Origin of the sequence: Stenotrophomonas tumulicola, assembly GCF_014117215.1 — a bacterium.
Lineage (GTDB): Bacteria > Pseudomonadota > Gammaproteobacteria > Xanthomonadales > Xanthomonadaceae > Stenotrophomonas > Stenotrophomonas tumulicola.
The window spans coordinates 172,690-193,404 of sequence record NZ_JACGXS010000004.1 but is presented as its reverse complement, the minus strand read 5'-3'; the positions used below and the strand labels follow the sequence as shown (position 1 = coordinate 193,404).

The following is a 20,715-nucleotide window of genomic DNA, read 5'->3' as shown; positions in this document are numbered from 1 at the left end:
GCACCTTGCATCCTTGACGGGCACGGCCCGTCATTACCGGGTAGAGCGGGGCCATGCCCCGCTGCCGTTGGATGCCTCACCGTGCAGGCGACATGCGCGACGGCGCCTGGCGCCGTTGACGGGCATGGCCTGTCACTACCGGAGTCAGGCCTGCTGCACGCCTACACGTAGATCTGCGTCGGTGCTTCGTCGATGATCGCGTGCGGCACGAAACGTGCGCTGTCACGGGTGATCGCGCTGTCATCCTCGCGGATGCCGATGCCACAGGCGTGATCGCCAACCACCCAACTGCCGATCAGCGGATAGCCGCCTTCGAAGCGCGTCAACGGATGTGCCTGCTGGATGATCGACGGGCCATCGTACGGTCCTTCGCTGCGCTGCGTGCTGCCATCGGCCAGGTGCATTTCGATGTTGGCGCCTTCGCGCGAAAACAGCGGCTTGCGTACCCAGCCGGCGCCCAGCGCGCCGCCCTCGTCGAAGTGCGATTCCAGCAGGTTCGGATGGCCACGATGACGCTCCCACAACAACGGCAGGATGCCCTTGTTGCTCAACACCGCCTTCCATGCCGGCTCCAGCAGCTGCACGCCCGAAGCCGGCAGCGCGCGACCGAATTCCTCGGCCATCAGGTCTTCCAGCGGATACAGCTTGAACAGCGTGCCGATCACCGTATCGTCCAGCGCGGTGAAGCGACCGTCTTCGGACAGGCCGATGTCTTCGATGGCAATGCCCTGCCCATGCAGGTTGGCCTGTGCCGCACAGTCGCGCAGGTATTCGACCGTTCCCACGTCTTCCTGCGAACTGCCCACCGCACTGAAGTACAGCGGCGGCGGCAGGCGCGAGGCAAGCTCGCCAAAACGGTCGACCAACGCCTCATGGATGGCGTTGAACTGGTCGGCATGCGCCGGCAGCCTGCCTGCGTTGCGCTGCTCTTCCAGCCACTGCCACTGGAAAAAACTGGCCTCGAACAACGACGTCGGGGTGTCGTAGTTCAATTCATACAGTTTGGCCGGACCACTGCCGTCGTAGGCCAGGTCGAGGCGACCGTACAGGTGCGGCTGGCGCTGCCGCCAGCTCTCGGCGATCCAGTCGCGGTAATGCGACGGAATGGCCAGGCGCTGCATCAGCGCCTCCGAGTCCACTACCTCATCCATCAGCGCCAGCGCCATCTGGTGAAGCTCGGCGCTGGGGTCTTCGATGTCCTGTTCGATCTGCCGCAGGGTGAAAGCGTAGTACGCCGTCTCATCCCAATACGGCTGCCCGTCGATGGTATGGAAGCGGAAACCGGCTTCCTCCGCCCGCGCCCGCCACCGGGCGCGTTCGGTGATGCGTACTCGCTGCATCGGTCAGCCGCCGAAACTGTTGCTGCTGCGGCGCGCAGAAGTGCTGCCGAAGCCGGCGCGGCTGGCAGTCGTGGCGCGGTTCGGCTCGCTGGTGACCGGGGCCAGGCCGGCCTTGCCGGCACCGATGCCGCTGGCGGTGTTCATGCCGCCGCTGCCACCCGGGGCCGAACGCGCCCAACCGGCGTTCTTGTCCTGGTAGGCAGGGCTGGCAGCCGGCGGCCGCTGGGCCAGGCCAGCGCGTCCGCTGTTCATCATCTGCGACATGAAGAAGCCCATCATCATCGGGCCCACGAACGAAGTGCCGGCCGAAGTGCGCTGCTCCACGCATTGTTCGGGCTTGTAGTCAGCCTCGCAGGCTGCCTTGTCGGCGTACTTCGGCGCAGCGTCGGCGGCCTGCTGCTGGGCGGCGGCAAACGCGTTGCGGCATGACGACGGATCGCCCGTGGCTTCTGTACAGGCCTGCACCGAGGTGTACAGCCCTTCCTGCACCTGCACCTGTTCCTCCTTCTGGCAGGCGGTGAACAGCAGCGGTGCAGCGCTCATCAACAGCAGCGCGGTGGTGCGGGAACGTTTCATGGCCTCATGCCTCATGCGGATCAACCACCCAATGATGCCGCATTGGCGGCTGCAACCAAAGTCGGCAAAGCGGCGAACATGAACGAAACTTTCATTTGCGTCGCCGCCGGCCTCGGCGGGTCATGGATCAGCTACCGGAGCGAGGCGGCGGATACCGATCGCGATGGGTAGAGCGGGGCCATGCCCCGCTGCCGTTCGCGCGACGCTGGCAACAAGAGCAGCGGGTCATGGACCCGCTCTACCGTGGCAGCGCGATCCGCCATCCGGTGGGGAGCCCCCTTGGTGGAATGCGCAGACATCTCGGTTGCTGCTGCGCCCCCGCCCCAAAGCGCGGGTGGTTCGCGATGGGTAGAGCGGGGCCATGCCCCGCTGCCATTCGCGCGACGCTGGCAACAAGAGCAGCGGGTCATGGACCCGCTCTACCGTGGTGGCGCGGGGACAGGGTGGTTGCAGCAGCAACCGAGATGTTGCGGCATCATCGCCTGACACCCACGTCGTACGGCCCGCCCGTTCCTGCCAGCCCATGCCTGAGTATCGTTCCCGCACCTCCACCGCCGGTCGCAACATGGCCGGTGCCCGCGCCCTGTGGCGTGCCACCGGCATGACCGATGGCGATTTCCACAAGCCGATCATCGCCATCGCCAACTCGTTCACCCAGTTCGTACCCGGCCACGTGCACCTGAAGGACCTGGGGCAGCTGGTCGCGCGCGAGATCGAGCAGGCCGGAGGCGTGGCCAAGGAGTTCAATACCATCGCCGTGGACGATGGCATCGCCATGGGCCACGACGGCATGCTGTATTCGCTGCCCAGCCGCGAGATCATCGCCGACTCGGTGGAGTACATGGTCAACGCGCACTGCGCCGATGCGCTGGTGTGCATTTCCAACTGCGACAAGATCACCCCGGGCATGCTGATGGCCGCGCTGCGCCTGGACATCCCGGTGATATTCGTTTCCGGCGGGCCGATGGAAGCGGGCAAGACGCGCCTGGCCGAACACAAGCTGGACCTGGTCGATGCGATGGTGATCGCGGCCGACGACACTGCATCGGACGAGAAGGTCGCCGAGTTCGAACGCAGCGCATGCCCGACGTGCGGCTCGTGCTCGGGGATGTTCACCGCCAATTCGATGAACTGCCTGACCGAAGCGCTGGGGCTTTCGCTGCCGGGCAATGGCACCACGCTGGCCACCCATGCCGACCGCGAACAGCTGTTCCGCCGTGCCGGTCGCCTGATCGTCGAACTGTGCCATCGCTGGTATGGCGGCGAGGACCCGCGTGCACTGCCGCGTGGCATCGCCACGGCCGCCGCGTTCTCCAATGCGATGACGCTGGACATCGCCATGGGCGGTTCGACCAATACCATCCTGCACCTGCTTGCCGCAGCGCAGGAGGGGGGCGTGGACTTCGACCTTACCCACATCGATGCGTTGTCGCGGCGCGTGCCGCAGCTGTGCAAGGTGGCGCCGAATACGCCGAAGTACCACGTCGAGGACGTGCACCGCGCCGGTGGAGTGTTCGGCATCCTGGGCGAGCTGGACCGCGCCGGGCTGTTGGATGTTTCGGTGCCCACGGTACACAGCACGACCCTTGCCGACGCGCTGCAGCGTTGGGACGCGACGGTGAACGCCGACCCGAAGGTGCATGAGTTCTTCGCTGCGGGCCCGGCCGGCATCCCCACCCAGGTCGCTTTCAGCCAGGCGACGCGCTGGCCAACGCTGGACCTGGACCGCGCCGAAGGCTGTATCCGTTCGCTGCAGCATGCGTATTCACAGGACGGTGGGCTGGCGGTGCTGCGCGGCAACCTGGCGGTAGACGGCTGCGTGGTCAAGACAGCTGGCGTGGACGAGTCCATCCATGTGTTCGAGGGCCCTGCGCGCGTGTATGAAAGCCAAGACGCGGCGGTGGCTGGCATCCTGGCCGATGAAGTACAGGCCGGCGAAGTGGTGGTGATCCGCTACGAAGGCCCGAAGGGTGGGCCGGGCATGCAGGAGATGCTGTACCCGACCAGCTACCTGAAATCGAAAGGCCTGGGCAAGCAATGCGCGCTGCTCACCGATGGCCGCTTCTCTGGCGGCACCTCCGGCCTGTCGATCGGCCATGTATCGCCGGAAGCGGCCAGCGGCGGTGCGATCGGGCTGGTGGAAGACGGCGACCGGATCCGTATCGACATCCCCACCCGTCGCATCGACCTGCTGGTGGACGACGCCACGCTGGCAGCGCGTCGTGCCAACGCCGACGCACGTGGCTGGATCCCGCGCGCACCCCGCCCCCGCAAGGTCACCAGCGCGCTGAAGGCCTACGCCCTGCTCGCCACCAGCGCCGACAAGGGCGCCGTCCGCAGCATCTGAGAAAAAGGGGACGGAGGGGATTAAGCCGCAATCGGCATGTGCCGCGGCCAATGCATCGGTTGCGCCGGCGATGTGACGGGCATGGCCCGTCACTACCGGATTCAGCCGATGGTGCGCTTGAGAAAAAGGGGACGGAGGGGATTAAGTCGTTTTCGGTTCACCTCAATGGAGCGAGCCGAAAACGACTTAATCCCCTCCGTCCCCTTTTTGTTGTTGTACGCTCCAACGGTACTCAACGACATGGAGGTTGCAGATGTTCATCACGCTCGTGTTTGCCGCGGTACTGAGCGCCACGCATCCCGTTCCAGATGCGGCACCGGACTGCAGCGTGGACCGCGAGGCGCTCCTCGCACTGCCGGTTGAAGCCTTCGACCAGGACATGCAGGGAGGCTGGCGTCCCTTGGGCGAACAAGAGGGTTGCCACCTGGCCGCTGCCGAATTGATCGCTGATTATCGGCGGGTCAACCAGCCCGCAGGGCGCAACCTGCTCACCTGGCACGAGGCCCAGATGCGCGCGAATGTCGGTCAATCGACCGCAGCCATTGCATTGATGCGACAGTCCCTGCAGGAAGAAGGCGACGCAACCGGCTGGAACGCTTATGTGGAAGGAAGCATCGCATTCCTGCAGGGAGATCGCGCAGGCTTGGACGAGGCACACGCTGTGCTCGCGGCCACGCCACCACCATCGGGCATCGAGGTGAAAGATGGAAAATTCAACATCACCGGTCCAGACGGCAACGAGATCGCGATCAGCTGGCCAGCGAACCTGGACATCCTGGAAGCCTTCGCCCGCTGCTTCGACAAGGACTACCTGCATGCCTATGGCAGCCAGGCTTGCCGCTATCCCGGAAAAGGAGACGGAGGGGATTAAGCCGCAACCGGCATGTGCCGCGGCCAATGCATCGGTTGCGCCGGCGATGTGACGGGCATGGCCCGTCACTACCGGATTCAGCCGATGGTGCGCTTGAAGGGGGGCAATGCATCGATGATGCGTTTGCCATAGCGGCGGGTGAGCAGGCGCGAGTCGAGGATGATCACGCGGCCGGTGTCGGTGGAGGTGCGGATCAATCGGCCAGCAAACTGGGTCAGCGTGCGCAGCGCGTGCGGCACGGCGATCAGGTTGAATGCGTTCAAGCCACGCGCCTCGAACCATTCGCTCAGCGTGGCCGTCTGCGGATCGGTCGGCACCGCGAACGGTACCTGGGTGATCACCACCGTGGTGCACGCTTCACCGGGCAGGTCCAGGCCCTCGCCGAACGAGTTCAGGCCGAACAGCACCGACCCTTCACCGGCGGCTACACGACGCAGGTGTTCGTCGATCAGCCGGGTCTTGGACATCTCGCCCTGCACCAGCACCTGCTTGCGCTTGGCGGCCGGCATCAGTCCGGCCACTTTCTCCATCTTCCAGCGCGAGGTGAACAGCACCATCGAGCCCTTCTTCCAGTCCAGTTCCTTGCCCAGGTAACGCGCCACCTCGCGTGGATGGCCCTCGCGATCATCCGGTGTCACCGGGAAGGGCGGCACGATCAGTTCGGCCTGGTTGGGCAAGTCGAACGGCGAGGACAGCGAAACCATCTCCGCCTCCTCGGGAATTCCGTTGTCGATCGCCAGCGACTGGAAATCACCGCCGCCGGTCAGCGTCGCCGAGGTCATCACCACCGAATCCACTTCATCCCACAGCAGCTTGCGCAGCACGTGCGCAGCCGATACCGGCGATCCGTGCAGCACCAGGTCGCCATCGCGGGTGGCGGTGACCCAGCGCGCCATCGGCGGTGCGCCGTCCTTGTCCTCGCGGCGCCATGCCTGCCACAGGTTGTACTGCGCTTCGATCATCTCCAGCGCCATGCCGAGGTTGCGCTGCAGGCGCTCGCGTGCGGGATCGTCCGGCTTGCCCTTGGCGACCTGGGTGTTGGCCGCGTGCGCCCAGTTGTACAGGCTGCGGGTGTCGTCGGCCAATGCTTCGATCGGCTCGCGCCATGCCTCGGGCAGGCGCCCGTTGGCTGCACGCCACATCGGCTCTTCGTCGGCCGGCGCCGGCATCCACACCGCCTCCACGTGGTCGCGGAACGCGCGCAGTTGCTTGGCCACGTTGCTGGCCACGTCGATGGCTTCGTTCGGCAGCAGGTTGCCCAGCCGGTCCTTGTCCACCGCGCGGTAGGCCGCAGCGACCAGGATCTGCAGCCGCCCGACGCGCTTGGCCATGTCGTCCAACGCCAGGCTGGCCGCACCCTGGTCGATCGCTACGTTGCCGACATGATGGCCTTCGTCCAGCACCAGCAGCATCTCCGACGGCGCGGCGATCAGCGGCTGGCCGTTGTCACTCTCGCCGATCGACAGTGCCGACAACAGCAGCGCGTGGTTGGTGACCACGATCTGCGCGTCGCGCACGGTGTTGCGGGAACGCAGCACGGCGCACTGTGCCGAGTAGGCACAACGTCGGCCAGCACAGCCCGACGCGGGCGTGGTGATGCGGCCGCGCAACCCCGGGCTGATGGTTTCCGGCGCATTGTCGATGTCGCCGTCCCAACTGCCGCTGGTGAATGCCACGGTCAGGCGTGCGGCGATATCCATTTCGATCGGCGCCAGTGGCCGGTCGTAGAGTGGCTGCTCGTCTTCGAACATGCCGCCCTGCGCGACCTCGCCCTGGGCTTCGGCGGCGTTGCGCGTGCACAGGTAGCGGGTGCGGCCCTTGGCCAGCGCCACGGTGGCTTCCAGGCCGGTGGCCTTGAGGAAGTTGGGAATGTCGCGCTCCACCAGCTGCGACTGCAACGCCACGGTGCCGGTGCTGATCACCAGCTTCTTCTTGCTGGCGATGGCGATCGGTACCCCGGCGGTGAGATACCCAAGGCTCTTGCCAACGCCGGTCGGTGCCTCCACCACGCCCACGCCACCACTGTGCGCCAATGCACGCGATACCACGCCGATCATCTGGCTCTGCGAACGGCGGGTGGCGAAGCCGGGGGTATTGGCCTGCAGCGCGGTGTAGGCCTTGCGGATCGCATCCTTCAAGGCGTCATCGAGCTTGCGCGGGGCGGCGACGGGTTCGGTCACACCGGGTTCTTCATCACGGGATCAGGCTGCGTATTGTCGCACGCCGTGCCCGCCCGACCTGGCTCCGATCGGGCAAGGCACGCTGAACCTGTCAGCAGGCACCGGGCCGGTCCCTGCATTGGCGCAACAGCGCGTGACGGCCCAAGGCAGTCGCGGCGGTCGCCCGCATGACGCACCGGCCACTTCTGGCCGCCGCCAGGACAAGGGCGTCTAGCGTCCCTGGCGCAGCGCGCGCGTCAACGCCCACACCACCAGCACCAGGCCAAACGCTTCCAGCAGCGCCAGCGCGAAGTGGACGATGCCGAACAGGGCAGTCATACGCGAAATGGAATCGTACTGGCCAGCACTGACCAGCCACAACGGCAGCAGGGACATCAACAAACCGACGATGCTGGTCGCGGCCAGCAGCAGCAGGCCAGCCAGCGCGCCGGTGCGCACCGCGCCGCGTGGCACGCCCAATACCCATACCACGCCGATGGTCAACGCGATCAGCACCGGCAGGCGGACCCCCAACAGGCCAAGCATCGTCATCAGCAGGTCACTGGCCTGCATGCTCAGTCCTCGCCGCTCAGCGTGCCGACCTGGCTGCGCAGGCGCGCATACACGTCGCCAGTCTGCGGGCGCACCTCATGCCACTGCAGGAAGCTCTCGGCGGCCTGCTCCACCAGCATGCCCAGTCCGTCCACCGTGTTGCGGCACTCCGCGGCACGTGCCCATGCCAGGAATGCGATGGCGGCGTCGCCGTAGTTGAGGTCCACCGCCGTGGTCATGCTGTTGACCAGCGACATCGGCAGCTTGAACGTCGCATCGCGATCGCGACCGGCGGAGGTGGCGTTGATGATCAGTTCGAAATCGCCGAGGTCACGCAGGTCTTCCCAGTAACGGCTGAGCGCGCGGCCCGGTTCGCCCATCGCATCGATGAGGGCGTCGGCACGTTCCGGCGTACGGTTGACCACCACCAGTTCCATGATGCCTGCATCCAGCAGCGACGGCGCCACGCTGCGCGCCGAACCGCCGGCACCCAGCAGCAGCACGCGACGGCCGCGCAGGTCCAGCCCATGGCGGTCGGTCAGGTCGCGTACCAGGCCGGCACCGTCGGTGGTGTCGCCGTGCCAGCGGTCGCCCTTGCGCAACAGCGTGTTGACCGAGCCGGCACGCGTGGCACGCGCGGTGCGCGTGGTGCATAGCGCATACGCCGCTTCCTTGTGCGGCAGGGTGATGTTGGCGCCCACGCCACCTTCGGCCACGAAGGCTTCCAATGCCGCCAGGAAGGTGTCCGGCGTGGCATCGATGGCCCGGTAGTCCACCGGGATGTTTTCCTGGCGACCGAACGCGGCGTGGATATCCGGCGACTTGGAATGGACGACGGGGTGGCCAAAGACAGCGTAGCGATCGGTCATGGAATCCTCGGAATATTCAAAGGAGGCGGCCTACACTGGACGCCTCCGTACTGCATGGACCCGGACGATGCGATCTGCCCTGCCCCTGCTGGTGCTTGCCGCCAGTTTACTCTGCGTCCCCGTCGCGGGGGCGTTGAACGAATATGGCATCGAAGGCATGGGCGTGGTGTCCAGCAAGGCCGGCGAGGGCCGCGCCAGCATCAGTCCGGATGGACAGCGCATCGTCTTCGCCAGCGACCGGCCAGGTGGCGCAGGTGGCTGGGACCTGTGGCAGGCCACGCTGCACGATGGACGCTGGCAGCAGCCCGAGCCCCTGCAACCGCCGTTCAACAGCGCTGGCGATGAGCTGGATCCGTATATGAGCCGCGACGGGCACTGGCTGCTGTTCGCGTCTGATCGCGAAGGGCGGCTGGCCCTGTTCCGGGCGGCCATCGCCGCCGACGGGAGTTTCGGCCAGCCCGAGCCATGGCGTGCGGACGGACCCGGTGCGGTGGAACGTGGGCCGGCGCTGAGCGCTGATGGCAGGCAGTTGCTGTTCGCGCGCAAGGACGGCAGCAGCCGTGGATTCGACCTGTATGTCGCACCGCTGGACAACGGTCGCCGAGGTCCGGCGGTCGCCTTGCAGGCACTCAACAGCGCTGCCGACGAGACCGACGCGGACTGGTTGGGCAATGACGGCGCCGTGGTATTCAGCCGTGCCACCGGGGACCAGGCGCAGGTGTGGGTCAGCGACTGCGCGTGGACCGGCACGTCGCTGCAGCCGCTTACGTTGTCGTTCAACGTGGCCGAAGGCAACACATCGGCGCCGGTGGTCGACAACGCCAAGCCCGGCGAACTGCTGGTGGCCAGCAGCAGCGCGCGTGCGCCACGGGCAGGCGGAAGCGATGTCTACCGGTTGCGTGCACCGCGCCTGGCGGCAGCGCCGGGGTGCAGGCCAGGGACTGTGGCCAGGCAGGAGCCAGCGGGCCCCGTCAACGCGCCAGCAGCTTCGCGCGCTCCTGCTCGTATTCCACCTCGCTGATCCGACCCTGTTCCTTGCGCCGGCTCAGCGCGGCCAGTTCCGCCTGCACGGTCTCAGGCAGCTGCAGCTCGCGGGCAACCCGCGCCGCAGCCGAGGGTTGCTCCGGCGGACGCCGGCTGGCGCGGAACGCAGCCAGCGCCAACCACACGATCAGCGCGCCGAACACCACCACGCCGGTGACCCAGATCATCCAGTGGCCGAAGCCCAGGATCTCCATCGTCCCTTCTCCCGATATCGAAGCCGCTATTGTCAGCGGTCACGCAGCCAGCGCGCCACCTGCGGCGCGAAATAGGTCAGCACGCCGTCGGCGCCAGCCCGCTTGAAGCACATCAGCGATTCCAGCACGCAGGCCCGTTCGTCCAGCCAGCCATTGGCCACCGCAGCCTTCAGCATCGCGTACTCGCCGCTGACCTGGTAGGCAAAGGTCGGCACGCCGAAGGTCTCCTTCACCCTCCGTACCACGTCCAGGTACGGCATGCCCGGCTTGACCATCACCATGTCGGCGCCCTCTTCCAGGTCCAGTGCGATCTCCCGCAGGGCCTCGTCGCCGTTGGCCGGATCCATCTGGTAGGTCTTCTTGTCGGCCTTGCCAAGGCTGGCGGCGCTGCCGACGGCATCGCGGAACGGGCCGTAGAACGCCGAAGCGTACTTCGCCGAGTACGCCATGATGCGGGTATTGATGAAGCCCGCCTCGTCCAGGCCACGACGGATCGCGCCGATGCGTCCATCCATCATGTCCGATGGCGATACCACGTCCACACCGGCATGCGCGTGCGACACCGACTGCTTGACCAGTGCTTCCACGGTGATGTCGTTGAGCACGTAGCCGCTGTCGTCGATGATGCCGTCCTGGCCATGGGTGGTGTACGGATCCAATGCCACGTCGGTCATCACCCCCAGCTCTGGGAAACGCTGCTTCAGCGCACGCACCGCGCGTTGCGCCAGGCCCTCGTCGTCCCACGCTGCGGCCGCATCGAGCGATTTCTGCGACGGGTCGATCACCGGGAAGATGTCGATGACCGGAATACCCAGTTCCATCGCCTCCTCGCCAACCTTCAGCAGTTCTTCGATGGACAGCCGGTGCACGCCCGGCATCGAGGGGACTGCCGTGCGTCCGGCCTGTTCGTGCACGAACACCGGGTAGATCAGGTCGTCGGCGGTGAGCGTGTTCTCGCGCATCAAGCGGCGCGAAAAATCGTCGCGGCGCATGCGGCGGGGACGGTACAGGGGATGGGTCATCGAAAGGGCTCCGTCGGGATATCGGGTCACTGCAGGCGGTAGTCGCGCGGCAGCAGGGGTTCGGGCAACGGCTGCAGGCCCAGCGCGTCCAGCTGGTCGATCTCGATGGTGCGCACCATCGCGTCCAGCGGCAGGTCGTTGGGCTCGGTACCGAAAGGTTCTTCCATCTCTTCACCCAGCTCGTCCAGGCCGAAGAAGGCATAGGCCAGCACCGCCGACAGCACCGGTGTCGCCCAGCCCATCGTGCTGGCCAGGCCGAACGGCAGCAATACGCAGAACATCCAGGCACAGCGGTGCAGCAGCAGGGTGTAGGCAAATGGCAGCGGCGTGGTCAGGATGCGCTCGCAGCCGGCCTGGATCGATGACAGCGCATGCAGGCGCTGTTCGAACTGGGCGTAGAGGATCGGCGACAGGCGGCCTTCGTGCAGGGGAACCGCCAGTTCGGTGGCAATCATCGACAGCAGCGCATCAAGCGTGTTGCGGCGTTCGGCCAGCGACGCGCTTTGCGTTTCATCCAGCCATGCCACGGCGGCCATTGCCTCCTCGCGCCCACGCAGGCGTGCGCCCAGCGCATGGGCGTAGGCGATGCAGAGGTGGGCGATACGGTGGCGACGCGGTACATCGTCGGCCAGCAGCGGCTGCAGCTGGCGCGCGAGCGAACGCAGTTCGAAGATCAACTGGCCCCACAGCTTGCGGCCTTCCCACCAGCGGTCATAGCAGGCGTTGTTGCGGAAGCTGAGGAAGATCGACAGCACCAGGCCAAGCAGTGCGAAGGGGGCCGATGAAAGGCGTTCAATGCCCGGCGGCCGGCCCAGTTCGACCATGGCGGCGACCGCGATCGCCAGCAGCAGGATCGCCAGTACCTTGGGTGCCACCGCCGGGACGATGGAACCGCGCAGGATGTACAGGAGCTGCCAGCCGTGGGGACGTGGGCGGATGATCATGGCGAGGGTCGGGAGCAACAGGCGCCGTCATGCCGGCGCGAACAGGCGGAAAAGTCCGTCCAATACGCCATTGTACGCCTGCCAACGGCTGCTACCGCCCCGCATGCGACCGACGGTCGCAGCGGCCGGGCTAGACCACGCCGCCGCCCAGGCCAAGGCGGAAGATGCCGACCACGATCACGATGCCGTTCAGGATAAGTCCGGTCCAGGCACGCCCGCGCTTGCTGGGATGCGTGAACAGGATGCCGACGGCGGCAACTATCGCCCCTATCGCCGCGAACGGGATCAGGAACCAGTTGCCCCAGCCGAGCAGCGGCACCAGCGCGACGACCATCCACGCCAGTGCAACGATGCCCCACAACAGACTGATCAGACCCATGCGCCCTCCTCGCCGATGGTTTCGGCCACCATAGCCGTTCGTACTTGTCCCGCATAGGGCCTTGCGGGCTTGCCACCGCACTCACTGCAAGGATGCTAGCGTGGCCATCGCAGGGCTCCGGCGTTGGGGCCGATTCAGATCGATGGACCGATGATCTGCGTCATCCACACAGGGGTTGAAGCCATGAAGATGCATGCGATGAAACTGCGCTGGGTCGCTTTGGCGACGGCCATGCTGATGGCCGCCGGCTGTGCGAGCACGTCCAAGGTGATGCTGGGCCAGGCGCGGGCTCCGATCAATCCGGCACTGGTCCAGATCTATTCGACCCCACCGGCCGGTTCGGTGGAAATCGCCCAGCTGGAATCCTCCAGTGCAGTGGGCTTCGGCACCCAGGGCCAGACCGATGCCGCCGTGGCACGACTCAAGCGCGACGCCGCTGCACTGGGCGCCAACGGCGTGATCCTGATGGGCGTCGGCTCCAGCGGATCGCCGGTGGGCATGTCGGTGGGCGCAGGCAGCTACGGTTCGCATGTGGGCGGCGGCCTGGGCATCGGCATCCCCACCACCCAGCGCCGCGCCGCCGGCGTCGCGATCTGGGTCCCCAACCCGACCCCCCCGGCACGTTGAGAAAAGGGGACGGAGGGGATCAGGTCGCTTTTGGCCTCACGTGGCAAAAAGCGAGTTGATCCCCTCCGTCCCCTTTTCTGGTTACCTGTACTTCGGGATGAAGGATTCGTTGACGGCCTTGGCCAGCTGGTCCGGCGGCAGCAGGCCCTGGTCGAGCAGGAAATTGTTGAACGCCAGGCGGTCGAACTTCGCGCCCAGCGCCAGTTCGGTCTGCATGCGCAGTTCCAGGATGCGGGTATATCCGTAGAAGTAGCTGCCAGCCTGGCCAGGCATGCGCACCATGTAGCGGTCCAGTTCCTGGGTAGCCATCGCCTTGGACAGGCCGACTTCGTCGATCAGTACGCGCTCGGCGTTGGCACGGTCGATCTGGCCCAGGTTGAGCATCGGGTCCAGCATCGCGCGCGCGGCACGCAGCAGGCGGAACTGCAGCGCGACCAACTGCCCGTCCAACGGCTCATACGGCACCATTTCAGCTTCTGCATACAGCGCCCAGCCTTCCACGTTGACCGAGTTGAACGCAAACATGGTGCGCGCCAGCGAGATGCCACGCTCGACCATGGCGGTGAACTGCAGCTCATGCCCTGGGCGGCCTTCGTGCGCGCTGAGCGTCCACGCTGCCGAACCAAAGTTGAAGTCGTCGTACTGCGCGCCTTCGCCGGCGGCCGGGTTGCCCAGCGGCAGCACGAAGGTGCCCTGCTGTCCGGTGTTGTTGACCAGCGGCGCAGGCAGGAAATGCGGGGCCGGGCTTGCAGCGCTTTCCGCCGCTGATCCCAGCCGCATCTGCATCGGCCGTTGCGGCACATCGACGATGCGATGTTCGTGGATCAGCGGATCGATGGCATCGATCACCTTGCGGTAGTGCCCTTCCAGCTGATCGTTGGGGATGGTCTCCTGCTTCAACGCACGGATCACCGCCACCACATCGCTCGGATCGCTGACCTTCAGGCCCTTGGCCTGCACCACCAGCGGCGCCAGCTGGCGCATCGCCGAACGGGTTTCCATGAATTCCAGCTGCGCACGCTGCATCAGCAACGCCGGCGCGACATCGATGCCGACCTGCTTCAGCTGGTACGCGTACACCGGCGCCGGCAGGCGCGCATCTTCGCGCGCCTTCGGCAGCACCTCGGCACGGGTCCATGCCGCGTAGTCCTTCAGCTGCCCGGCCAGGGTCTTCATCGCCTCGTCGGCGTCGGTCAACTTGTACTTCTGCAGCAATGATTCAATGCCACTGATGTAGGTATCCACGTTGTCCAGCGACTGCTGCACTTCGATCGTGGTCGGCTGCAGCAGCGTGGTATCGGACAGGCGTTCTTCGTAGCGCTGGCGGGCCAGCGTGGTCAGCGGCGTGCCGCCGGGCTGCAGGCCGGCATAGGCCTTCAGGCGGTCCACTGCCTTGGCCCGGCGTTCGGCCGGCACCTGGTCGGACAGCAGCAGGTTGAGGCCGCTGAACACCGTCTGCGGTGCGTCGCTCCATGGCAGGAAATACTTGTCGCCCAGTTCGCTGCCTTCGATGCTCTCGCTGGCAGCGGCGATCATGATCTCCAGGTCCTGGCGGACGTTGGGGTCCTTCTCACTGGCCAGCCTGGTCTGCAGTTCGCCGCGCGCCTTGGCCACCGCCGCGCGATAGCGCTTGCCCTTGTCCGGACCGAGGTCGGCTACCTTGTCGTCATAACCGGGTACGCCGAAGAATCCGGTTTCCTCGGGCTGGAAGGGACCCTGCGCGTCCAGCAGGATCTGCGCCAGCTGGTTGCTGCGGGCAACCCAGGCCGGGGCGGCCGCCGGCTTCTTGGCCGCAGCCTGGGTGGCCGGAGCGGCAAGCACATGCGAAGGGGCCAGCAACGGGGCGGCCCCGAGGGCCAAGGCGATGGCGAGGACAAGCGGCTTCATCACGCACTCCGGGATTCAGGGAATGCCTGCACCCTACGCACTCAGCCGCGGGCCGGCAATCTGCCGGAGGTCACGCTGGGCCAGCAAGGCTGGTCCATGCCTGCGCGCGGCGGGAGCATCAGGACGGATCGGGATAGAAGGCGGCGACCATTGCCTTGTTTTCCCGGAGTACGCGGACATTGTCATGTACCTCCACACTTCCGGTTGGCAGGCCGTGACCATGCGGAAATTTCGGTGGGGTTACCGTCTTGATGGCAACCCTGTAGTCGGGTCAGGCGGCATGAAGCCACCACGATCACACTATCAACGCAATCATTCGAAGCGATTCTTAGCTCGTCAACGAATCGATGACGCAGTCACCAACCGCGCGACACTGCGCCAGCGCACACTCCTGCGCCGCCTCGGCATCATCCAGCGCACTGAGGTCGAAGGTATGTTCTTCCTCGCCCAGCACGTACATCACCGGGTAATCCCATGCCCCATCCACGCGCGTACCCTGCACGAACAGGGTGCCGGCACCATGCGGGCCTTCCAGGCCCACGATCAGGCCAACGTCATGCCGGCCGTTCAACTGCGTCTGCATGTTGCCGATCGGCATCCGGTCGGCATGCAACGGCTCGCCGAATGCCGCCACCAGCTCGACGCTGCAGTTGGCACGACGCATCGCTTCACGCAACGGTGCACTGGCGTGCGCAGCGTCGCTCCAGCGCAGCAGGGACCACGCCACGCCACCGCCCAACAGCACCACGCCCGCCACGATGCCCAACGGCATCGCCCAGCGCCAATGGCGCGCCCACCAGCCACGGCCAGCAGGCGATTCGAAGGGAAGTGGAGGTGGCTGGCGCATGCACGGAGCTCCTTGGCTTCGGTTGAAGACGAGCAGCGGGGTTGGGATGCCGGCGGCAGGGCATGGCCCCGCCCTGCCCAGCGCAGGCGAAAATCAGGGCTTCAGGCAGCGACCCAGGAAGTCCTCGGCAGTCCGGTAGCGGTGCAGCGCATCCGCACCGGACAAGCCGTGCTTGGCACCGGGATAGGTCATCAGCTCGAATGGCTGCCCCCGCTTCTGCAATGCACTCATCAGCACGGTGGAATTACTGAAAAGCACGTTGTCGTCCGCCATGCCGTGGATCAGCAGCAGCCGCGAGCGCAGGCCATCGATATGGGTCAACACGCGCGCTTCGGTGTAGCCGGCCTCGTTGCGCTCCGGCAGGTCCATGTAACGTTCGGTGTAGTGGCTGTCGTACAGTCCCCAATCCGTCACCGGCGCCCCGGCAACGCCACAGGCATAACGGTTGGATGCCTTGGCCAGCAGCATCAGGGTCATGTAGCCGCCGTTGGACCAGCCCTGCACGCCGATGCGCGCCGGATCCACCCACGGTTGCTTCTCCAGCCATTCCACGCCGCGCAGCTGGTCAGCCACTTCCACCGTGCCCTGCTTTCCGTACAGCGCACCGCCGAAGTCGCGGCCACGGCGTGGCGTACCGCGGTTGTCCAGCGAAAACACCACGTAACCCTGTTGTGCAAGGTACTGGTTGAACAGATGGTCACCACGTCCAGGCCAGGCGTTGGTGACGGTCTGCGATGCCGGCCCGCCATACACATACACGGCTACGGGATACCGCTTGGTGGCGTCGAAGCGGGCTGGCTTGATCACGCTGTAATGCAGCGGCGTGCGTCCGTCGGCGGCCGTCAACGTGCCGAACTCCACCGGCAGCTGTGCATCCCTGTAACGCGCGTACGGATGTGACGGATCATCGAGGTTGTTCTCCACCAGGGTGGCGATCTTCTCTCCGCTGGCACGGAACAGTTCAATCTGTGGCGGCGTGCTGCTGTTGGACCAGCTGTCGACGTATACGCTGGCGTTGCGGGCAAAGCTGGCGCTGTGCATCCCCGGTGCCTGCGACAACCTGCTCGGCGTGCCGCCCTGCAGGGACACGCTGTAGACCTGGCTTTCGCGCGACGATTCGATGCCCGCACGGAAATATACGATGCCCGCCGCCTGGTCCACCGCCAGCAGTTCGTCCACTGGCCACTGGCCTGCGGTCAGTGCATGCGCCTTGCCCGCCTTGTCGATGCGGTAGAGATGCTCGAAACCACTGCGTTCGGACGACCAGAGGAAGCCGCCGTCATCGAGGAAGCGCAGGCTGTTGTGCAGCGGTACCCACGTCGGGCTGGTTTCATGGACCAGCACGCGCTGGCGGTCGGTCTCCAGTGCCGTTTCGACCAGGTCCAGTTGCCGTTGGTCGCGCGATTGCCGCTGGAAGCTGAGGTGCTGCGGGTCGCGCCAGTCCACGCGCGCCAGGTAGATGTCCTGTTCCCTGCCGAGGTCGATCCAGCGCGGTTGCGCGCCAGCTGCAGGCGCGATGACACCCAGCTGCACGCGCACGTTGGCGTCGCCGGCAGCGGGGTAGCGCTGTTCGATCACATCGGTGCGGTCCGGATAGACCTCGTAGCGCTTCTGTACCGGTACCGGGCTTTCATCGATGCGCGCGAACGCGATGGCCGAATCATCCGGCGCCCACCAGTAACCGGTGTGGCGATCCATCTCTTCGTCAGCGACGAACTCCGCCACGCCATTGCCGATGGTGTCGCTGCCATCATGGGTGAGCTGGCGCGGCTCGCCGCTGGCCAGGTCGATCACCCACAGGTTGCGCGCACGCACGAAACTGACGAAACCGCCCAGCGGGGACAGCTTGGCATCGGTGGCAAAGCCTTCGCCATGGGTCAGCTGGCGCACGGCCGCGCTGCCCTGCTTCTGCAGGTCGTACAGGTACAGTTCGCCGCCAAGCGGAAACAGCAGCGTCTTCGCATCCGGCGACCACTGGTAGTCGACGATGCCGGTCATCGCGGCGATACGCTGGCGTTCGCGGCGTGCCTTTTCGACGTCGCTGAGGGTTTCGGTGCCAGGCAGCACGACCTTGGAATCGACCAGCAGCCGCGTCTGTCCGCTGGCGATGTCGTACGTCCACAGATCCAGCTGGTTGCGGTCGCTGTCCTTGCCGCGCAGGAAGCTGACCTGCGATCCATCCGGGGCGACCTTGGGCTTCATCAAGGTGGGGCCGGACAACGGCAGGGAACCGGTGATGGCTTCCAGGGTCAGTTTTTCGGCGTGGGCGGCAGTGGTGGTGGCGAACATCAGGGCAAGGGCAGCGAACAGGTGGCGCATGGACGGTTCCGGTCTACGGCAGGCCCAATCCTAACCCGAAAGAATGCGGCCAGACCCCTCGGGGGGATCTGGCCCGGGGATGCCAGGGACAGATCAGCGCTGGCCGAACAGGTGCTTGCGTTCTTCGTCGCTGATCGGCTTGCCCGCATCGGGATTCACCTGCTGCCGCAGCGCATAGGCGCGCTGGGTGGCCGGCCGCGCGGCGATGGCCTGGTGCCAGCGCTGCAGGTTCGGGAACGCTGCAAAATCCGCCGGAAGCTTGTCGTAGGCACCAATCCATGGATAGCTGGCCATGTCGGCGATGCTGTAATCGCTGCCAGCCAGCCATTCGTGCTCGGCCAGGCGCTTGTCCATCACCCCGTGCAGGCGGCGCACTTCGTTGCCGTAGCGTTCGATGGCATAGGGAATCTGTTCCGGGGCGTAGACGTTGAAATGCCCCATCTGCCCGCTCATCGGGCCCAGCCCGGCCATCTGCCAGAACAGCCATTCCAGCGTGGCGATGCGATCGCGTGGATTGCTGGACAGGAACTTGCCGGTCTTCTCGGCCAGGTACAGCAGGATCGCGCCGGACTCGAACACACTCTGCGCTGCGCCGCCATCGGCGGGTGCATGGTCGACGATGGCCGGCATCTTGTTGTTCGGCGAAATGGCCAGGAATTCCGGCTTGAACTGGTCCCCTGCGCCGATGTTGACCGGATGGATGCGGTATTCCAGCCCGGACTCTTCCAGCAGCAGGGTGACCTTGTGGCCGTTGGGGGTGGGCCAGTAATACAGATCGATCATGGCAAGGCACTCGGCAAGGATGTCCACCGAGTGTAGTGGGTCCTGCCACTTGGCACTGTCATCGCACACCCGTAATCTGCGCGCTTTCCTGCAACGCAGCATGCCGTCCATGACCACCCCGTTCCGCCCCTCCCCGTTGTCCTCGCTGATCTTCGCTTCGCGCTGGCTGCAGCTTCCCCTTTACCTGGGCCTGATCCTGGCCCAGTGCGTCTACGTATTCCTGTTCGGCAAGGAGTTGTGGCACCTGATCTCGCACTCGGCGTCGATGGGGGAACAGCAGATCATGCTGATCGTGCTGGGGCTGATCGACGTGGTGATGATCTCCAACCTGCTGGTGATGGTCATCGTCGGCGGTTACGAGACATTCGTTTCGCGCCTGCGCCTGGAAGGCCACCCGGACCAGCCGGAATGGCTGAGCCACGTCAATGCGAGCGTACTGAAAGTGAAGCTGGCGCTGTCGATCATCGGCATCTCCTCCATCCACCTGCTGAAGACCTTCATCGCCTCCGGCGCGCTCAATGGCCTGCCACTGTGCCCGCCCGAGCGCATGGCAGCGGCCGCATCCAACCTTGGCGCCGATACCTGCTCTACCCTCACCGCCGACGGCGTGCTGTGGCAGACCATCATCCATTGCGTATTCATCCTGTCGGCGATCGGCATCGCCTGGACCGACAAACTGATGAGCAATGGCAGCGCGCATCCCAAGGACACGCACTGATCCGGGCCCGGCCGACGGCCCTGCCCCTTGCCCCAGCGCGGGCGAGGGATGCTAGATTGCATCCCTGACCGATCTGCCGACGGTGTCGGGAAACGCCGCCGGCTCTCGCCTGGGAACGCTGCCAGGCCTTTCGTATCGTCGTATTCAAGGGGGAGTTGGATGTCATACGCCAAGAAGTCCGTCGTTGCCCGTGCGCGCCTGCTCGCGCCCATGGTCCTGTTGCTGGGGCTGGCCGCCTGTTCGGGCAAGGAAGATGCGGCAGCCCCCGCCGGTGGTGATGCCAAGCCCGCTTCGCCCGCTGCGGTGACCGCCCCGGCCGCTGCCGCGCCGGCGGTATCGAGTACGGTGCAGGCAATGGGCAGCGAGCAACTGCGCGAATCGGCCAGCCGCGCATTGGGCGAGAACCGCATGTATGCGCCCGCTGGCGACAATGCCATCGAGTATTACCTGGCGCTGCGTGACAAGACCCCGGACGACGCTTCGGTGAAGAGCGCACTGACCGACCTGCTGCCCTACACCCTGATCGCCGCCGAACAGAACCTGGCCCGCGAGGACTTCGAGGAAGGCCAACGCCTGATCGCACTGATCGAGAAGGTGGACCCGGCGGCACCAGCGCTGCCACGCCTGAAGCAGGGCATCACCCGCGGGGTGGAAGTGGCCGCGCGGCGCACGACCGAAGAAACCGACCGGGTCAAGAAGGAAGCCGAAGCGAAGACCCGCCAGCTGGCCGAGCAACAGCGCCTGGCCGAACAGCGCGCACGCGAAGCCGAAGCGGCGCAGCAGATCGCTGCGCAACAGGCGGCTGCGCAACCGGCTCCGGCACAGGCGAACGCCGAACAGGAAGCCGAGCGCCAGGCCGCCGCACGTCGCGAAGCCGAGCAGCGCCAACAGCAGGCTGCCGCCCAACAGGCCGCCGCCGCACGCCAGGCCGCTGCGCCCAGCCTGCGTCCGATCAGCACGCCGGCGCCGCGCTATCCCACCGAGGCCCTGCGTTCGAACACCTCCGGCGAAGTGTTGGTGGAACTCACCGTCGGCACCGACGGCTCGGTGACCAATGCCCGTGTGCTGCGTGCCACCCCGGCCCGCACCTTCGACCGCGAAGCCCTGAACGCCGTCAAGCGCTGGCGCTTCGAACCCGTCTCGGCCCCGGTCACCACCCGCCGCACGCTGGCCTTCACCCCCGGCAACTAAAAAAGGGGACGGAGGGGATTAAGTCGTGATCCCCCCCGTCCTGGTC

Annotated in this window: 19 protein-coding genes; 6 read left to right on the top strand and 13 right to left on the bottom strand. The window is 66.0% G+C overall.

Annotated features, from left to right (window positions below):
• Positions 1–161 precede the first annotated feature (161 nt).
• Together H4O11_RS10355 and H4O11_RS10350 are read right to left on the bottom strand one after the other, a co-directional pair.
• On the bottom strand, positions 162–1,340 hold the full coding sequence (locus H4O11_RS10355; RefSeq protein ID WP_182339338.1) for a glutathionylspermidine synthase family protein: 1,179 nt from the start codon (positions 1,338–1,340) through the stop codon (positions 162–164).
• A gap of 3 nt (positions 1,341–1,343) precedes the next feature.
• Positions 1,344–1,916 (bottom strand): DUF1190 domain-containing protein, encoded by a 573-nt coding sequence (locus tag H4O11_RS10350; protein WP_182339337.1) that lies wholly within the window; start codon positions 1,914–1,916, stop codon positions 1,344–1,346.
• Between the two features lie 523 nt (positions 1,917–2,439).
• On the opposite strand from H4O11_RS10350, the gene ilvD reads away from it, so the two are divergent.
• Together ilvD and H4O11_RS10340 are read left to right on the top strand one after the other, a co-directional pair.
• Positions 2,440–4,263, top strand: a complete 1,824-nt coding sequence (gene ilvD, locus H4O11_RS10345; RefSeq protein WP_182339336.1) for a dihydroxy-acid dehydratase — start codon at positions 2,440–2,442, stop codon at positions 4,261–4,263.
• Between the two features lie 253 nt (positions 4,264–4,516).
• Complete coding sequence (locus H4O11_RS10340; RefSeq protein WP_182339335.1) at positions 4,517–5,134, top strand: hypothetical protein; 618 nt, start codon at positions 4,517–4,519, stop codon at positions 5,132–5,134.
• A gap of 77 nt (positions 5,135–5,211) precedes the next feature.
• On the opposite strand, the gene dinG is transcribed toward H4O11_RS10340, so the two are convergent.
• From dinG to aroE, 3 genes are all read right to left on the bottom strand, one after another.
• Entirely contained in the window at positions 5,212–7,314 is a 2,103-nt protein-coding gene (gene dinG / locus H4O11_RS10335) for an ATP-dependent DNA helicase DinG (protein ID WP_182339334.1), read from the bottom strand.
• 210 nt (positions 7,315–7,524) lie between these two features.
• Positions 7,525–7,866, bottom strand: coding sequence for a hypothetical protein (locus tag H4O11_RS10330; protein WP_182339333.1), 342 nt, complete (start codon positions 7,864–7,866; stop codon positions 7,525–7,527).
• A gap of 2 nt (positions 7,867–7,868) precedes the next feature.
• Positions 7,869–8,714: a shikimate dehydrogenase gene (gene aroE / locus H4O11_RS10325; protein WP_182339332.1), complete on the bottom strand. Its 846-nt coding sequence runs from the start codon at positions 8,712–8,714 to the stop codon at positions 7,869–7,871.
• 67 nt (positions 8,715–8,781) lie between these two features.
• Here aroE and H4O11_RS10320 point away from each other — a divergent pair, with 67 nt between their 5' ends.
• On the top strand, positions 8,782–9,735 hold the full coding sequence (locus H4O11_RS10320) for a TolB family protein (RefSeq protein WP_182339331.1): 954 nt from the start codon (positions 8,782–8,784) through the stop codon (positions 9,733–9,735).
• On the opposite strand, the gene H4O11_RS10315 is transcribed toward H4O11_RS10320, so the two are convergent.
• From H4O11_RS10315 to H4O11_RS10300, 4 genes are all read right to left on the bottom strand, one after another.
• A complete protein-coding gene (locus H4O11_RS10315; RefSeq protein WP_182339330.1) occupies positions 9,686–9,952 on the bottom strand; it encodes a gas vesicle protein GvpG in 267 nt (88 codons plus the stop codon). The two genes, H4O11_RS10320 and H4O11_RS10315, sit on opposite strands and share 50 nt — an antisense overlap.
• A 32-nt stretch (positions 9,953–9,984) precedes the next feature.
• Positions 9,985–10,974: a porphobilinogen synthase gene (hemB, locus tag H4O11_RS10310; protein WP_182339329.1), complete on the bottom strand. Its 990-nt coding sequence runs from the start codon at positions 10,972–10,974 to the stop codon at positions 9,985–9,987.
• A gap of 26 nt (positions 10,975–11,000) precedes the next feature.
• A complete protein-coding gene (locus tag H4O11_RS10305) occupies positions 11,001–11,918 on the bottom strand; it encodes a bestrophin family protein (protein ID WP_182339328.1) in 918 nt (305 codons plus the stop codon).
• A 130-nt stretch (positions 11,919–12,048) separates the two neighbouring features.
• Positions 12,049–12,297, bottom strand: coding sequence for a hypothetical protein (locus H4O11_RS10300; RefSeq protein WP_182339327.1), 249 nt, complete (start codon positions 12,295–12,297; stop codon positions 12,049–12,051).
• A 198-nt stretch (positions 12,298–12,495) separates the two neighbouring features.
• Between H4O11_RS10300 and H4O11_RS10295 the strand changes: the two genes are divergently transcribed.
• The gene (locus H4O11_RS10295) at positions 12,496–12,924 is read left to right on the top strand and encodes a hypothetical protein (protein WP_182339326.1); all 429 of its coding nucleotides are present in this window, start codon (positions 12,496–12,498) and stop codon (positions 12,922–12,924) included.
• An 81-nt stretch (positions 12,925–13,005) separates the two neighbouring features.
• Here the strand turns inward: H4O11_RS10295 and H4O11_RS10290 are convergent, their stop codons facing one another.
• From H4O11_RS10290 to H4O11_RS10275, 4 genes are all read right to left on the bottom strand, one after another.
• Positions 13,006–14,811: a DUF885 domain-containing protein gene (locus tag H4O11_RS10290; RefSeq protein WP_182339325.1), complete on the bottom strand. Its 1,806-nt coding sequence runs from the start codon at positions 14,809–14,811 to the stop codon at positions 13,006–13,008.
• A 328-nt stretch (positions 14,812–15,139) separates the two neighbouring features.
• Positions 15,140–15,658 (bottom strand): cytochrome c oxidase assembly factor Coa1 family protein, encoded by a 519-nt coding sequence (locus tag H4O11_RS10285; RefSeq protein ID WP_182339324.1) that lies wholly within the window; start codon positions 15,656–15,658, stop codon positions 15,140–15,142.
• 93 nt (positions 15,659–15,751) lie between these two features.
• On the bottom strand, positions 15,752–17,977 hold the full coding sequence (locus H4O11_RS10280; RefSeq protein WP_182339323.1) for a S9 family peptidase: 2,226 nt from the start codon (positions 17,975–17,977) through the stop codon (positions 15,752–15,754).
• Positions 17,978–18,070: 93 nt separating this feature from the next.
• On the bottom strand, positions 18,071–18,760 hold the full coding sequence (locus H4O11_RS10275) for a glutathione binding-like protein (RefSeq protein WP_182339471.1): 690 nt from the start codon (positions 18,758–18,760) through the stop codon (positions 18,071–18,073).
• A 109-nt stretch (positions 18,761–18,869) separates the two neighbouring features.
• Here H4O11_RS10275 and H4O11_RS10270 point away from each other — a divergent pair, with 109 nt between their 5' ends.
• Together H4O11_RS10270 and H4O11_RS10265 are read left to right on the top strand one after the other, a co-directional pair.
• Complete coding sequence (locus H4O11_RS10270; RefSeq protein ID WP_182339322.1) at positions 18,870–19,478, top strand: TIGR00645 family protein; 609 nt, start codon at positions 18,870–18,872, stop codon at positions 19,476–19,478.
• Positions 19,479–19,637: 159 nt separating this feature from the next.
• Positions 19,638–20,669 carry an energy transducer TonB gene (locus tag H4O11_RS10265; RefSeq protein WP_182339321.1) on the top strand — a complete coding sequence of 344 codons (1,032 nt, stop codon included), beginning with the start codon at positions 19,638–19,640 and terminating at the stop codon, positions 20,667–20,669.
• The last annotated feature ends 46 nt before the right edge of the window (positions 20,670–20,715 follow it).

Bases quoted from the DNA above. Each gene is read 5' to 3' on its own strand.
- H4O11_RS10270 (WP_182339322.1), top strand. From the start codon at position 18,870: ATGACCACCCCGTTCCGCCCCTCCCCGTTGTCCTCGCTGATCTTCGCT.
- ilvD (WP_182339336.1), top strand. From the start codon at position 2,440: ATGCCTGAGTATCGTTCCCGCACCTCCACCGCCGGTCGCAACATGGCC.
- H4O11_RS10290 (WP_182339325.1), bottom strand. From the start codon at position 14,811: ATGAAGCCGCTTGTCCTCGCCATCGCCTTGGCCCTCGGGGCCGCCCCG.
- H4O11_RS10265 (WP_182339321.1), top strand. From the start codon at position 19,638: ATGTCATACGCCAAGAAGTCCGTCGTTGCCCGTGCGCGCCTGCTCGCG.
- H4O11_RS10295 (WP_182339326.1), top strand. From the start codon at position 12,496: ATGAAACTGCGCTGGGTCGCTTTGGCGACGGCCATGCTGATGGCCGCC.
- H4O11_RS10275 (WP_182339471.1), bottom strand. From the start codon at position 18,760: ATGATCGATCTGTATTACTGGCCCACCCCCAACGGCCACAAGGTCACC.
- H4O11_RS10315 (WP_182339330.1), bottom strand. From the start codon at position 9,952: ATGGAGATCCTGGGCTTCGGCCACTGGATGATCTGGGTCACCGGCGTG.
- aroE (WP_182339332.1), bottom strand. From the start codon at position 8,714: ATGACCGATCGCTACGCTGTCTTTGGCCACCCCGTCGTCCATTCCAAG.
- H4O11_RS10305 (WP_182339328.1), bottom strand. From the start codon at position 11,918: ATGATCATCCGCCCACGTCCCCACGGCTGGCAGCTCCTGTACATCCTG.
- H4O11_RS10330 (WP_182339333.1), bottom strand. From the start codon at position 7,866: ATGCAGGCCAGTGACCTGCTGATGACGATGCTTGGCCTGTTGGGGGTC.
- H4O11_RS10285 (WP_182339324.1), bottom strand. From the start codon at position 15,658: ATGCGCCAGCCACCTCCACTTCCCTTCGAATCGCCTGCTGGCCGTGGC.
- H4O11_RS10355 (WP_182339338.1), bottom strand. From the start codon at position 1,340: ATGCAGCGAGTACGCATCACCGAACGCGCCCGGTGGCGGGCGCGGGCG.
- H4O11_RS10340 (WP_182339335.1), top strand. From the start codon at position 4,517: ATGTTCATCACGCTCGTGTTTGCCGCGGTACTGAGCGCCACGCATCCC.
- H4O11_RS10300 (WP_182339327.1), bottom strand. From the start codon at position 12,297: ATGGGTCTGATCAGTCTGTTGTGGGGCATCGTTGCACTGGCGTGGATG.
- H4O11_RS10280 (WP_182339323.1), bottom strand. From the start codon at position 17,977: ATGCGCCACCTGTTCGCTGCCCTTGCCCTGATGTTCGCCACCACCACT.
- H4O11_RS10350 (WP_182339337.1), bottom strand. From the start codon at position 1,916: ATGAAACGTTCCCGCACCACCGCGCTGCTGTTGATGAGCGCTGCACCG.
- hemB (WP_182339329.1), bottom strand. From the start codon at position 10,974: ATGACCCATCCCCTGTACCGTCCCCGCCGCATGCGCCGCGACGATTTT.
- H4O11_RS10320 (WP_182339331.1), top strand. From the start codon at position 8,782: ATGCGATCTGCCCTGCCCCTGCTGGTGCTTGCCGCCAGTTTACTCTGC.